This is a genomic window from Corynebacterium sp. p3-SID1056, assembly GCF_025152525.1.
Classification (GTDB): domain Bacteria; phylum Actinomycetota; class Actinomycetes; order Mycobacteriales; family Mycobacteriaceae; genus Corynebacterium.
In genome coordinates this window covers 44027-57561 of sequence record NZ_JALXXL010000004.1, presented here as the reverse complement: position 1 = coordinate 57561, position 13535 = coordinate 44027, and the positions used below count along the sequence as shown (strand labels likewise).

Genomic DNA, 13535 nt, shown 5'->3' with positions numbered 1-13535 from the left:
ATGCACGCACCTGAGCAACCAACAGCACGCCCGAGCATTGCCGAGCACCTCGACCGGGTGCTCGCGCTCGCCTCCCCGCGCATCGAGCGCGAGGTGCCGCTGGATCAGGCAACCGGCCACGTCCTTGCCGCACCGGTGCGGGGGCGACTCGCAGTCCCGCCCTTTGCCAATTCTGCCGTTGATGGTTTTGCCGTCCACGCAGCCGACGTGCGCGGCGAGGGCCCGTGGACGCTCCCGGTCGCCGGCGACGTGCCCGCGGGATCAGCGGCGCTTGACTGCCCAGCGGGATGCGCGATTCGGGTGATGACGGGCGCGCCGATCGCCGACAGCGACGGCGACCTCGTCGTTGTTCCCGTCGAGCAGACAAACATCCCCCGCGGACCGTACCCGCTGCCCACCGAGGTGACTATCACGCGCGTCGAGGCGGGCCGCACCCACATCCGGACCGCCGGCGAAAACGCCCAGCCTGGCGATACCATTGCCACCCCTGGCCTCCGCGTTGACGCGGGCACGCTCGCCGCGTGCGTGTCGACCGGGGTGCGCACAGTAGACGTGTACGCGCACCCCACCGTCGCCGTGGTGTCGACCGGCAGCGAGCTTAGGGCCTGGCCCGGCGAGATTTCCGGTGCGCAGATCCCGGATTCGAATTTGCCTATGGTGGCCGAGCTCGCGGCGTCGGCAAGCGAGCAGCGCGCCCGCGTGGTGCGCTACCACGTCGACGACGATCAGGCGGCCGAGGCGACGCTGCGCCGCGCCGCCGCCGAGGCCGACCTGGTCATTACTTCGGGTGGGGTCAGTGCCGGTGCCTTCGACATCGTCCGCGCGGTGAGCTCGACAGATGCGGGCATGTGGTTTGGCAAGGTGGCCCAGCGCCCCGGCAGCCCGCAAGGTGCCGGGACGTTCGCCGGCACGCCGCTTGTGTGCCTGCCCGGCAATCCGGTTGCGGCTTTCGTCTCCTTCTTGCTCTACGGGGCCCCACTCATCGCGGCGCAAGCAGGAATTTCGCGAGGCCTGCGCTTCTCGGAGCGGCCGCACATACTCGCCGAGCGCGCCGCAGATTTTGTCAACACGGCGAAGCCGGGTGTGACCTACGCCGTGCCGGTTCGGCTGCACCACGCCGATGGCCGCACGGTCGCCGAATCCTTCGCCCCGGCAATCGGGTCGAGTTTCGTGGCATCGTTGACGGGAATAGACGGGCTGGCGATCGTGGATGCGCCCCAAGGCCCCGTCAAGGTTTACTTCTAAGGAGCAACAATGCGTTTTACCCACCTGGACGACTCCGGCGCGGCCTACATGGTCGATGTCACAGAAAAACAGCCGACGGTACGCACCGCGACGGCGCAGTGCGAGGTTGCCTGCTCGCGCGAGGTGCTTGAGGCGCTCGCCAACGGCACCGTGCCCAAGGGTGACGTGCTCGCAGTCGCGCGCGTGGCCGGCATCGCCGCCGCGAAGCGCGTGCCGGAGCTTTTGCCGCTAGCGCACACCATCGGCGTGCACGGCTGCAAGGTCGATCTTTCGCTGCAGCCGGACCACGTGTTCATCGAGGCGACCGTCCGCACGGCCGACCGCACGGGCGTGGAGATGGAGGCGCTGACCGCGGTCAACGTGGCAGCGCTGTCGGTGGTGGACATGGTCAAGGGCGTGGACCGCTCTGCCTACATTCGCCGCTGCGGTATCACCGCCAAGTCCGGCGGCCGCTCCGGCGACTGGTCGCGCACGCTGCCGGGTGCCTAAGCCCGTGCAGCCCCCAACACTCGGTGTCGTCATCCTTGCGGGCGGCCGCTCGACTCGGATGGGCGCGGAAAAGGCCCAGGTCAAAGTCGACGGCAGGCGGCTGATCGACCGCACCCTGGCCGCACTTCCTCCGTACGAGGCGGCCGTCGTGGTCTCCCCTTTCCCGCTGCGCCTCCCCGAGATGGCGCGCCTTAGGCAAACCACCGAGGATCCGCCCTTCGGCGGGCCGGTGGCCGGCATCAACGCCGGAGTCCGCGCCCTCGACACCGAGCTGGTCGGCATCATCGCCGTGGACGCGCCGCGGTCCGGGGCACTGCTGCCTGAGCTCTCACAGGCGCTGCTTCGCGAATCCGGCGCGCACGCCGCCGTCACCCTCGCAACCGACGGCTACCTCCAGCCCCTCTGCGCGGTATGGCGCCGCGCAGCGCTGGTCGAAACGCTTGCGCGCACCGGCACGCGCGATATCGCGGCCAAACGCCTGCTCGCCCCGCCCTCCCGCATCGTGCAGGTGCTTGGCGACGGCAACGAGCAGGACTACGACACCCCCGAACAACTCCGCGCCCTGGGTGAGGTTGAGCTCTAGTTAGCCCACCCACTCGGTGAGGCTGGGCCAGCTCGGTTCCGAGGAGCACTACGTCGAGACCTTCGACCAGCGCCGGCGCTGCTCGCTGCACCTGAGCTACTACGCCGTGGGCGATACCCGCCAGCGCGGTGCCGCCATCCTGGCGTTTCGCCAGCAGCTGGCCGCGCTCGGCGTCGAGGAGCTCTCCGATGAGCTACCAGACCACCTGTGTGTCGTGCTCGAGGCACTCGCGCTTGCCGACGCCTCCGTGACCGACAACGCCATCGCCATGGTGGCCAGCCACCGCGACGGCATCGAGGTGCTCCGCCGCGCGCTGAGCGACCTGGGCTCGCCGTACGCGCACGTGATTACCGCGCTGTGCATGGCGCTGCCTGAGATGGCCCCGGAGACGGTGCAAAGCTACATCAACCTGATCCGGCAGGGCCCGCCCGCCGAGCTCGTTGGTATCGAAACGCAACCCCTTCCCTTTCCCACCGCAGTCCCCGAACACAGTTAGGACTTCTACATCATGACCGGCATTGAAGCATTCCTGTGGGTGGCCTTCCCCTGGCTGGCCATCGCCGCATTTGTCATCGGCATCATCTGGCGCTGGCGCTACGACCAGATGGGCTGGACGACGCACTCCTCGCAAATCTACGAATCGAAACTCTTGCGCCTCTCCTCCCCGCTGTTCCACTGGGGCATGGTCTTCGTGGTCATCGGCCACCTCATGGGCCTGGCGATCCCGAAGGGCTGGACCCGCGCAATCGGGATCAGCGACCACGCCTACCACCTGATCGCCACCATTCCCGGCACCATCGCCGGCGTCGCCGTCGTACTCGGCATCCTCGGCCTGCTGTACCGCCGCGTGGTGAACCGTTCGGTGTTCCTGTCCACCGCCACCTCTGACAAGGTGATGTACATCCTGCTGGTCGCGGCCCTGTTCTCCGGCTTCATCGCCACCGTGTCCACGCAGGTTTTCGGCGAGCCCGGCGGGTATGACTACCGAGAGACCATCTCCCCGTGGATCCGCCAGCTGCTCATCTTCAACGCACAGCCCGAGCTGATGGTGCAGGCACCGTGACAGTTCAAGGTTCACGTCTTAGCAGGGTTCACGCTCATCGCTGTGTGGCCGTTTACCCGCCTGGTGCACGCGTTTTCGGCACCGGTTGGCTACTCCACGCGCCCGTACGTGGTCTACCGCTCCCGCGGGGCGGAGGTACAAAGCCGACGTACCGAGGATCAGTGGAGCCCGGTGCGCTCCAACGCGGCGCAGCTCAAGCGAGAGAAGATGCTCTAAGCTGTAGGCACTTTACGTTCCCCCAGTGCGAAGGAGTCCACGTGCGTTGTTCCCACGCCCTCGCGCTGCCTGCGGCGGCCATCCTCACGCTTACGGTGGCCGGCTGCGGCGGTGCAGAGTCTACGGAGACTACGGGGTCTACGGAGACTACGGAGTCCCCAGTGGCATCCGCGTCTACCGAGCTCACAGTACTGGGGGCAGCGTCGACGCGCGTGCTCAACGAGGACGTGGAGCGTGTCAGCGGCGAGTCGCTGACCTTCGTCAACGCAGGCTCCTCGGCGCTCGTGCAACAGCTTGCCGACGGCGCGCCGGGCGACGTGCTCATCACCGCCGACGCCAAGCACATGCACGACGCCGTCGAAGCAGGCCTGGTGCGCGACCCGCAGGTCGTAGCAACCAACTCCATGGTGCTGGTCGTGCCGAAGGGCAACCCAGCAGGCATCAAGAACGTCCACGACCTGGAAAGCGGGAACGCCAACCTGGTGCTGTGCGACGAACAGGTGCCGTGCGGCGCAGTCTCGGCACAGCTGATCGAGGCGAACTCGCTCAATCTCACCCCGGTCTCGCTGGAGCACAACGTGGCGGACACCCTGGGCAAGGTGGTGACTGGCGAGGCAGACGCCGCCTTTGTCTACCGCACTGACGCAGCAGCCGCCGGCGACGCAGTCGAGGTCATCGACATCCCACACGCCCAGGAGTTCCCCAACACACTTGTCGCGGGCGTAGTCATCACGACCGAGCACCCAGAAGATGCCGCCGCGTTAGTCTCGCTGTTGGGCAGCAGCGAGACCGCAGCGCTGTGGCAGAAGTACGGATTTACACCCGCGGCATGACGCGAACACCACCCTCACCGGTTGCGCCGCTGAAGCAGCCGAACACACCAATCGTGACGGTGCTAGCGGCTACCGCGTTGGCGCTGATCATCCTGCCCGTGATCGCACTCGGCATACGCGTGCCCTTCGACCAACTCGGCGCGATCCTGGCGCAGCCCGAGACCCGGGACCTACTGGGCGTCACATTGCGCTCCGCGGTGTGCGCCACGGTGCTCGCCATGGTGCTCGGCGTCCCGCTCGCGCTCTGGCTGCAACGCCTTGAGCGCGGCGCACGGCTGGCGCGCCTGCTTGTGCTCTTACCGCTCGCGCTGCCGCCGGTGGTGGCGGGTCTCGCGCTTACCGCATTTCTCGGCCGCCGCGGCCTCGCCGCGCCGCTGCTGGAGCTGTTCCGGTGGCAGTTCGCCTTCGCCTTCCCAGGCGTGGTGGCCGCCCACGTCTTCATCGCGCTGCCCTTTGTGGTGATCACGCTCGATGCCGCGCTTCGCCAGCTCGACCCCGAGGTCACCTACTCGGCCGCTGCAGTGGGAATCTCTCCGGCCAAGACAGTGCAGCAGATCATCCTGCCCGCTATCGCGCCTTCGCTCGTCTCGGCCGCGGGGCTCGCCTTTGCCCGCTCACTCGGGGAATTCGGCACTACGCTCACCTTCGCCGGCTCCATGCCGGGCACCACCCGCACGATGCCGCTGGGGATCTACCTTGCCCGAGAGGTCGACGCCGCGCTGGCCTACGGGCTCTCCGCCGTCCTCATTGGCCTGGCGGTGCTCACGCTCGCCGCCACCGCGCTGCCCGCGCTGTGGACCCGGCGCGCCCCGGAGCAGCAAGCTCGCGCCACCGGCGCCATCGACGTCGAGCGCTTGCGCGAGCTCACCCGGCCCGCGGATGGCGGGAGCGCGGTCGAGGTCGGCGGCGTGCGCTTCCCCGCCAACGCGCTGACCACCCTGATCGGCCCAAACGGAGCGGGCAAGACGACGCTTGCCGGACGCGTCGCCGGCCGGCTACGCGGCACGCAGGTGCGTGTTGGCGAGCGGCTTGTCGACGGCCCCGACACCCGCCCGGTCCCCGCGTTCCAGCGTGGGGTGGTCCTACTCACCCAGAACCCGGGCCTGCCACCCACTGCGACGGCAGCGTCCGCCATCACGATGGTCACGCGCGATGCGCAACGGACATCCGCGCTCCTTGCCGCTGCCGGGCTCAGCGAGCTTGCCGACGTCCCCGTCCGTGCGCTCTCCGGCGGGCAGGCCGCGCAGGTTGCGCTCCTCCGCGCGCTAGCCACGCGGCCTGCCGTGCTCATCTTGGACGAGCCGCTCGCGGCGCTCGACGTCGACGTCGCCGCCCAGTGGCGCCAGGTGTTGCACGCGGCGCGCCACGACCGCACCACCGTGCTGATTACCCACAACGCGCTCGACGTGGTAGCGCTCGCCGACTTCGTCGCGGTCATGCGCCGCGGGCGCGTGGTCACCTTCCGCCCGGCCACCGAGGAGGTGGCGGCGCCGGCCACCCGCTTTGCAGCGCGCCTGGTCGGTGCCAACCTGCTCGCGGGGACTTTCGACGAACACGGCGTGCTGGACTCAGCCTTCGGCCCGATTTACGGCCTCAACGCTTCGCCGTGTCGCCCAGGCACGCGGGCGCGGGCGACATTTGCCCCGGCAGCGCTCACGCTCGTCGGCCCGGACCACGTGCCTGCACACGGCAGTTCCATTGAGAGCGCTATTGAGGCAAAGGTGGCACACGTCAGCATGCTGCCGAGCGGGCAGGCCAGCGTGGTACTGCGCCCGCCGCAGGACAACGGCAACGAGTATTGGCTCACCCTGCTCGTCGACCACGCAACGGCGGTGCAGGCGAGTGTCTCGCCGGGGGCGCAGCTTTCGTGCGCGCTCGATCCAGCGCAGGTGCGGGTAACTGCGTGCTAGCCGCCAGCGAACGGGGGAAGCACGTCCACTCGCTGCGCGCCGGCAAGCGCGGCAGTAGGCTCCGCCCGCTTACCGTCGACGAGGAAGGTGCAGCGCGGCACGATGTCGGCGAGCGTTTGGCCTGCGTCGGTGGTGCCGGTGTGGCGCGACGTGGCGTCGGCAAGCAACTGCTCGAGGGTGTCGAACTCGCCGACCTGCTCGTGTGCAGTGCCGGTGGCGGCCCGTGCGGCGGCGAAGTAGTGGATCTGCATGCCCTCACCATACCGACTCGCGCAAGCCGTACCATGGCCCCATGACCCGAACCCCCGAAGCCCACTTCGCCGCTGTCAAAGCCGCGCTCGGCTCGCGCGGGCACGAAACGATTCCCCCGCTCGAGGCGGCCGCGCGCGGCGCGATCCTCGGCCAGGACGTCGCCGCGAGGCGCGAGCAGCCGTCCTTTGATAACTCGCAGATGGACGGCTACGCGGTGGGGTCGACCGAGGCGCGTGCAGCGCGCGTCGGCGCGACCATCGCCGCAGGCGACGACCCGGCGCATGCCTACCCTGATGGGCTCGGCGAGCTCGCCGCCCCAATCATGACCGGTGCGAAGCTGCCCCGCGGCACGCGCGCGGTCATCCCGGTCGAGGCCTGCACACCCGGCGAATTTTGTGCCCAGGGCGAGACGGTGCAGCTCCCGGCGACCCCAGACGGTGCCTTTGTGCGGCGCGCTGGCAGCGATATCGCGGCAGGCGACGTGCTCGCCCGTGCAGGCGAAGCGCTTACCCCGGCACTGGTCGGCGCGCTGGCCAGCCAAGGTATTGACGAGGTCTGCGTGGTACGACAGGGCCGGATCGTCATTGTCACCGGCGGCGCGGAGATCGCCCATGCCCCGCAGCAGGCAGGCGTGGCGCGCATCCCGGACGCGAACGGGCCGATGCTGCGCGCGCTGGCAGCCCGCCACGGCATCGAGGTGGCCGGGCACGTGCGCACCAGCGACGAGCCAGAAGCGCTGCGCGATGAGGTACGCGCTGCGGTCGAGCGCCACCGGCCCGACGCAGTGGTGACATCCGGGGGAATCAGCCACGGCAAGTTCGAAGTCGTACGGCTCGCCTTCCCCGCGGGATGGTACGGCCACGTCAGCCAACAGCCGGGCGGTCCGCAGGGCTTAAGCACGGTTAACGGTGTGCCGGTCATCAGCCTGCCGGGCAACCCCATCTCCACCTTGGTCAGCTTTCGCCTCTACGTCGCGCCGCTGCTCGGACACGCGCCAGCGATGCTGCGTGTGCCGCTGGCGTGCCCGGCAGCAGGGATCGAGGGGCGCGAGCAGTTCCTGCGCGGCCGCGTCGTTGATGGCCGAGCCCACCCCATCGGCGGCGCCGGTTCCCACCTGTTGGCGCAGGCGGCCGGGGCGCAGTGCCTCATCCGCGTGCCCGCAGGTACCCGGCTGGGCGCAGACGAGCTGGTTTCTGTCTACCCGCTGTAGAGTGGAATATCTATGAGAAAAGCTGAAGTAATTGTGGCGTCGACGCGTGCGGCCCAAGGCATCTACGCCGACGAGTCCGGACCGATCGCCGTGGCATTCCTGCGCGAGATGGGCCTTGAGACCCCGGAGGCGACCGTCGTGGCCGATGCGGATGTTGAGGCGGCCCTGCGCGCCGCGCTGCTGCGCGAACCCGCTGTGATCCTCACCTCGGGCGGCACCGGCATCACCAGCGATGACCGCACCGTCGAGGTGGTGCGCGGCAGCCTCGAGCGCGAGCTGCCCGGCATCGTGTACGCCTTCTACGAGCAGGGCCGTGCACACGTGCCCACCGCGGTCCTCTCGCGCGCCGTGGCCGGCATCCGCGGCAGCACATTCCTCATGACGCTGCCGGGCTCCCGCGGCGGGGTCCGCGACGGTTGCGCCGTCCTCAAGCCCATACTGCCCCACCTCCTCGACCAGTTGGAAGGACACCATGAGCACTAAAGACCTCGATCCCGCCTACGTGGCCGAGCAGACAGGTGTGGTCACCGGCACCCTGATCACCGACGCACCGCTCGAGGCGCTCGCGGCGCAGGCCAGCGAGGACACGCTTACCCGCGCGATGGGTGCGCTCGTGCGCTTCGAAGGCATCGTGCGCGACCACGACGGCGGCCAGTCTGTTGCGACCCTCGCCTACGAGGCGCACCCCTCGGCCTCCAGCGAGCTTGCACGCGTGGCCTCCGAAGTCGCCGCGGCGCACCCCGTTCGCATCTACGCCGCGCACCGCACCGGCGACGTGCCCATCGGCGAGCTCGCGTTCTTGGTGCTGGTGGCCAGCGCCCACCGCGGCGACGCCTTTCGCGCCTGCGCCGAGGTGGCCGACCGGGTCAAGGCCGAGGTGCCAATTTGGAAGAAACAAGGGCTGACTAGCGGTGCAACGCAGTGGGTGGGCATCGATGAGTGATCGCTACCTGCGCCAAACCACCCTGATCGGCGATGCCGCGCAGGCAACACTGCGCGCGGCCCACGTCGCCGTCATCGGCGCCGGCGGCCTCGGCTCACCCGCCCTGCTTTATCTTGCGGCCGCAGGCATTGGGCGCATCACGCTTTTCGACGACGACGTTGTCGACCTGTCCAACCTCCACCGCCAAGTCATCCACACCACGGGCCGCGTCGGCGAGCCGAAGGTGGATTCGGCGATCGAGCAGCTTTCCGCCCTCAACGCCGACACCGTAGTCACGCCGGTGACCGAGCGCCTGACCTGGGACACCGCGCTGGAGCAGCTGGCGGGTGCGGACGTCATCCTCGACGGCAGCGACAACTTCGCCACCCGCCACATCGCCTCCCACGCGGCAGCCCGGTTGGGCATCCCGCACATCTGGGGCTCCATTTTGGGTTTCGAGGCGCAAATGTCGGTGTTCTGGGCCGGCCACGGCCCGGTCTACGAGGACCTCTTCCCTGCCCCGCCGCCGCCGGGCTCGGTGCCCTCGTGCTCGCAGGCAGGCGTGCTCGGCCCGCTTGTCGGCGTGGTCGGCTCATCCATGGCGATGGAGGCACTGAAATGCATCACCGGCCTGGGCGCCCCGCTGGTGGGCCAGCTGGGCTACTACGACGGGCTCGCCGGCACCTGGGAGTACGTGCCGCTGTGCGCCGATCCAGCGGTTGCGAAACGCCTGCTCACCGAGGACCCGCCCCGAGGTCCCGCGGAAGTAGCAGAGCTCACCGAAGGCGCCACGCTTATCGACGTCCGCGAGCCCGCCGAGTTCGCCACCTCCCACCTGCCGGGCGCGATCAACGTGCCGCTGGGCACGATTATAAACGGCTACACCCCGCCGGAGCTCGAAAACGGCGGGGTGGTGATCTGCGCATCTGGCGTGCGCTCCGCGCAGGCCGTCGCCGCCCTCGCAGAGCGTGGCGTGCGCGGGGTAGCCAGCCTGCGCGGCGGGATGGAGCGCGTCGCTCGGTAGTCAGCCCTAGTCTGCAGTGAGCTCGGCTTCGACCGGGCCTGCGACTTCAAGCTCGATGACGCGGAGGCCTGCGTCGCGGGCCTCGTCCAAGATCGCGGCGTCGACAGGCTCGGTGCACAGCACGAGCGCGGTCGGGCCAGCGCCGGAGAGGTAGGCGGCGTAGCCACGGTTGCGCAGGCGGTTGACCCACTCCGCGGTCACAGGCAGCACGTCCGAGCGGTACGGCTGGTGCAGGCGGTCGCGAGTGCCCTCCCACAGAAGCTCCGGGTGGTGCTGGATGGCCACCGTCATCACCGCGGTACGCGAGACGTTGAATCGCGCATCGGTGTGGGTGACGTGGCTGGGCAACACCTTGCGCACCGCGTTCGTCGAGGCGTGGAAGTCCGGCACGAGCGCGTAGGCGCGGATGCGCGGGTCCACCGGCACGCCCACGGCGCGGTACTCCGGCAGCGAGCGGCCGTCGACGGGGATCTCGGTCCAGGACACCACGGCGTTGCCGAGCACGGAGGCGCCCGCGTTATCCGGGTGGCCCTCGAACTCACTGGACAGCTGGACGACTTCCTCGGTGCTCAAGGGGCTGCCGGCGAGCGTGTTCGCGGCCACCACGCCGGCGACCGCGGCGGCAGCCGAGGAGCCGAGCCCGCGCGACTGCGGGATGTTGTTCGTGCACGTCACCTTCAGGCCGGGGGCCTGAACGTCGGCGGCTTTCAGCCCCGAGCGGATCGCCTTGACCACCAGGTGAGAGTTGTCGCGCGGCAAGTCCTCCGCACCCTCGCCGAAGATGTACACCTCAAGGCCGGAGGCGATGACCTCCACCTCGACGGTGTCGTAGATGCTCAGCGCGATGCCGAGCGTGTCAAAACCCGGGCCCAGGTTCGCCGAGGAACCGGGAACAGTGACCGTGGCTTTGAGCCCGACTTGTAGATCCGTAGGCATGTGCAACCCTTCCCTATTTATGCGATTTAGGCGTCGAGGCGGATGACCGAGTTGACCGACTTGACCGCGTCGTGGCCCTCCAGGCGCTCGACGATCGCGCGCAGGTCGCGCTCGAGCGCCCTGTGGGTGACCACGATGAGGTGGGCCTCGTCACCGGACTCCTCCTGGCGCACGGCGGAGAGCGACACGCCGTCGTCGGCGAAGTTGCGGGCCAGGTCAGCCAGCACGCCGACGCGGTCGTCGACCGTCATGTTCACGTGGTAGCGGGTGGGCACCTCGTCGAAGCCCACGACCTCGTAGTTGGCGTAGGGGTTCTCCGCCGGGGCGCGGCCACCGTGGACCTTGTTGCGGGCAGCACCGACCAGGTCGCCCAGCACGGCAGAGGCGGTCGGCGCGCCGCCGGCGCCGTTGCCGTAGAACATGAGCCGGCCCGCAGCCTCCGCCTCGACGAAGATGGCGTTGTAGGACTTGTCCACCGTGGCCAGCGGGTGCTCGTTGGGCACCAGGGTCGGGTGGACGCGCGCGTTGACGGCGGTGGTGTTGCCGTTGTCGTCGTACAGCCGCTCGCAGATGGCCAAAAGTTTGATGGTCTGGTTAGACTTCTTCGCCGCGGCGATGTCTTCTGCGGTGATCTTGGTGATGCCCTCGCAGTAGACGTCGTCGAAGGTCACGCGGGTGTGGAAGCCCATCGACGCAAGAATCGCCGCCTTGGAAGCCGCGTCGTGGCCCTCCACGTCAGCGGTCGGGTCGGCCTCGGCGTAGCCCAGGCGCGTCGCCTCGGCGAGCGCGTCCTCGTAGCTCGCCCCGGTGGAGGCCATAGCGTCGAGGATGAAATTCGTGGTGCCGTTGACAATGCCAGAGATGCGCTGGACCTGGTCGCCCGCCAGGGAACGGCGCAGCATGCCCACGACCGGGATGGCGGCGGCCACGGCGGCCTCGTAGTAGAGGTCAACCCCGGCCTCGTTGGCCGCGTCGGCCAGCTCGGAGCCGTGCGCGGCCACCAGAGCCTTATTCGCGGTAACCACCGACTTGCCCGCCTGCAGCGCGGAAAGCACGAGCTTGCGCGGGTAGTCGATGCCGCCGATCACCTCGACGACCACGTCGACGTCCTCGCGGTTGATCAGCTCGGTCGCGTCGTCGGTAAGGTAAATACCCTGCACCTCGGGGGCGTCCTTGTGCTTTTCCACGTTGGACACGGCCACACCGCGGACCTCAAGCGGGCCACCGATGCGGTGCTCGAGGTTGTCAGAAAACTCCTGGATCAGGCGCAGCACCTCGGTACCCACGGTGCCCTTTCCCAGAATGGCAACGCCCACGGCTTGCCCAATTCCCTTGCCCGGGTAATTCCCGTTGCGGCTTTCGGCGCTTGCGACAGTCATGCGTGTTCCTTTTCCTATCTGATGCGTGTGAGCCGGCTTCCCCGGCGCGTACCCGGCTCAGTGTACCGCTTAGTCTATTTCTGCGTAGTTCGCGCCCGTTTTAATATTCGCGGGCCAAAATGTCCTCGACCGTCTCCCGGCGGACCATGGGGTAAATCTCCCCGTCGCGCACTGCGACAACCGCCGGTCGGCCGAAAGAGTTGTAGTTCGAGCTCATGGAGTAGCAGTACGCCCCCGTCGCCGCGAGCGCGATCAGATCGTCGGCGGCAATGTCGTCGGGCCAGCTGCCGTCCTCGACCAGGATGTCGCCGGACTCGCAGTGCGAGCCCACCAGGCGCGTTTGCACCGGGGTGCCGTGGGTCAGGCGGTTGGCCACGCGGGCGTCGTAAAGCGAGGCGTAGAGCGCAGGTCGGATGTTATCGCTCATCCCGCCGTCGACCGCGATGTAGCGGCGCGTGGAGGTGTACGAGGTGTGGACGTCTTTGACCACGCCCACCCGATACAGCGTCACCGTCGACGGGCCCGCGATCGCGCGGCCCGGCTCGACCACGACGGTCGGCGCTGCGATGCCAAGATCATCGGCAACCTCTTGGACCTCACGCAGCAGGTCGCGGGCGACCGCGGCGACGTCGAGGGGCGCCTCGTCGTCGGTGTACGCGATGCCGTAGCCGCCGCCCAAGTCCAGGTACTGCAGCGCGACGTGCTGCTCCTTCCAAATCTGGGCGTACAGGCCCAGTACGCGCTCGGCGGCGAGCTTGAAACCCTCAGCGTCGAAGACCTGGGAGCCAACGTGGCAGTGCAGCCCTGTCAACTCCAGGTGCGGGGATGCAATCGCGGCGACGGCCGCCTCGTAGGCGGTGCCGGAGGCCAGAGAGAGTCCGAACTTCTGGTCCTCGTGGCTGGTAGCGATGAACTCGTGGGTGTGCGCGTCCACACCCGGCTTCGCCCGCACGAACACGTCCTGGACTTGACCAGCCTCTTTGGCTAAGGCCTCGAGCTCGGTGAGTTCCTGGCGCGAGTCGATGACCACATGGCCCACCTTGGACTCTAGGCACAGGCGCAAGAAGCTCTCGGACTTGTTATTGCCGTGCACGGTGATGCGCTCCGGCGGGAAGTCCGCGGCCAGCGCGATACGCAGCTCGTTCTCGCTCGCGACGTCCAGCGCCAGGCCTTCCTCGTCCACCCAGCGTGCGATGTGGCGGGTCAAAAACGCCTTGGAGGCGTAGTGGACATTGCGCGGCGAGCCGAAGGCCTCTGCCATGTCGCGGCAGCGGGAGCGGAAATCGTCCTCGTCGACCACCATCACTGGCGTGCCGTACTGCGCGGCGATTTCAGGCAGCGCGACGCCGGCGATGGTGATCACGCCGTCATCCGTGCGCGCGGCGTTGCGCGGCCACACATGGGCGGGAAGCTGGTTAAACAGTGCAGTTTCTGGAGTGTGCATAGAGTGAAGAACCCCTCCTTGGGAGAAAA

The 13535-nt window shown here is 68.6% G+C and carries 13 protein-coding genes and 2 pseudogenes; 11 read left to right on the top strand and 4 right to left on the bottom strand.

Annotated features, from left to right (window positions below; translation table 11 throughout):
* From M3G14_RS04770 to M3G14_RS04740, 7 genes and pseudogenes are all read left to right on the top strand, one after another.
* Positions 1–1245, top strand: coding sequence for a molybdopterin molybdotransferase MoeA (locus M3G14_RS04770; protein WP_259925049.1), 1245 nt, complete (start codon positions 1–3; stop codon positions 1243–1245).
* 9 nt (positions 1246–1254) lie between these two features.
* Complete coding sequence (gene moaC / locus M3G14_RS04765) at positions 1255–1734, top strand: cyclic pyranopterin monophosphate synthase MoaC (RefSeq protein ID WP_259925048.1); 480 nt, start codon at positions 1255–1257, stop codon at positions 1732–1734.
* A gap of 4 nt (positions 1735–1738) precedes the next feature.
* Positions 1739–2317 (top strand): molybdenum cofactor guanylyltransferase, encoded by a 579-nt coding sequence (locus M3G14_RS04760; RefSeq protein ID WP_259925045.1) that lies wholly within the window; start codon positions 1739–1741, stop codon positions 2315–2317.
* A 43-nt stretch (positions 2318–2360) separates the two neighbouring features.
* Positions 2361–2813: pseudogene (gene narJ / locus M3G14_RS04755) on the top strand (nitrate reductase molybdenum cofactor assembly chaperone); the annotation flags it as partial.
* A 12-nt stretch (positions 2814–2825) separates the two neighbouring features.
* A pseudogene (gene narI / locus M3G14_RS04750) lies at positions 2826–3596 on the top strand (respiratory nitrate reductase subunit gamma).
* A 41-nt stretch (positions 3597–3637) separates the two neighbouring features.
* Entirely contained in the window at positions 3638–4429 is a 792-nt protein-coding gene (gene modA, locus M3G14_RS04745) for a molybdate ABC transporter substrate-binding protein (RefSeq protein ID WP_311201351.1), read from the top strand.
* The gene (locus M3G14_RS04740; protein WP_259925043.1) at positions 4426–6339 is read left to right on the top strand and encodes an ATP-binding cassette domain-containing protein; all 1914 of its coding nucleotides are present in this window, start codon (positions 4426–4428) and stop codon (positions 6337–6339) included. Before modA ends, M3G14_RS04740 begins: the two co-directional genes overlap by 4 nt.
* On the opposite strand, the gene M3G14_RS04735 is transcribed toward M3G14_RS04740, so the two are convergent.
* Positions 6336–6590, bottom strand: coding sequence for a MoaD/ThiS family protein (locus M3G14_RS04735; protein WP_259925038.1), 255 nt, complete (start codon positions 6588–6590; stop codon positions 6336–6338). The two genes, M3G14_RS04740 and M3G14_RS04735, sit on opposite strands and share 4 nt — an antisense overlap.
* 41 nt (positions 6591–6631) lie before the next feature.
* Here M3G14_RS04735 and M3G14_RS04730 point away from each other — a divergent pair, with 41 nt between their 5' ends.
* The 4 genes from M3G14_RS04730 to M3G14_RS04715 are packed head-to-tail and all read left to right on the top strand — an operon-like array spanning position 6632 to position 9747.
* Positions 6632–7801: a molybdopterin molybdotransferase MoeA gene (locus tag M3G14_RS04730; protein WP_259925036.1), complete on the top strand. Its 1170-nt coding sequence runs from the start codon at positions 6632–6634 to the stop codon at positions 7799–7801.
* Positions 7802–7813: 12 nt separating this feature from the next.
* Positions 7814–8284: a MogA/MoaB family molybdenum cofactor biosynthesis protein gene (locus M3G14_RS04725; protein ID WP_259925035.1), complete on the top strand. Its 471-nt coding sequence runs from the start codon at positions 7814–7816 to the stop codon at positions 8282–8284.
* The gene (locus M3G14_RS04720; RefSeq protein ID WP_259925033.1) at positions 8274–8744 is read left to right on the top strand and encodes a molybdenum cofactor biosynthesis protein MoaE; all 471 of its coding nucleotides are present in this window, start codon (positions 8274–8276) and stop codon (positions 8742–8744) included. Before M3G14_RS04725 ends, M3G14_RS04720 begins: the two co-directional genes overlap by 11 nt.
* On the top strand, positions 8737–9747 hold the full coding sequence (locus M3G14_RS04715) for a ThiF family adenylyltransferase (protein WP_259925032.1): 1011 nt from the start codon (positions 8737–8739) through the stop codon (positions 9745–9747). Before M3G14_RS04720 ends, M3G14_RS04715 begins: the two co-directional genes overlap by 8 nt.
* Positions 9748–9753: 6 nt before the next feature.
* Here the strand turns inward: M3G14_RS04715 and thrB are convergent, their stop codons facing one another.
* The 3 genes from thrB to lysA all read right to left on the bottom strand — a co-directional run bounded on the left by thrB (position 9754) and on the right by lysA (position 13506).
* Positions 9754–10683, bottom strand: coding sequence for a homoserine kinase (thrB, locus tag M3G14_RS04710; RefSeq protein ID WP_259925029.1), 930 nt, complete (start codon positions 10681–10683; stop codon positions 9754–9756).
* A gap of 26 nt (positions 10684–10709) precedes the next feature.
* A complete protein-coding gene (locus tag M3G14_RS04705) occupies positions 10710–12062 on the bottom strand; it encodes a homoserine dehydrogenase (RefSeq protein WP_259925028.1) in 1353 nt (450 codons plus the stop codon).
* Between the two features lie 100 nt (positions 12063–12162).
* Positions 12163–13506, bottom strand: coding sequence for a diaminopimelate decarboxylase (gene lysA / locus M3G14_RS04700; protein ID WP_259925027.1), 1344 nt, complete (start codon positions 13504–13506; stop codon positions 12163–12165).
* Positions 13507–13535: the final 29 nt, after the last annotated feature.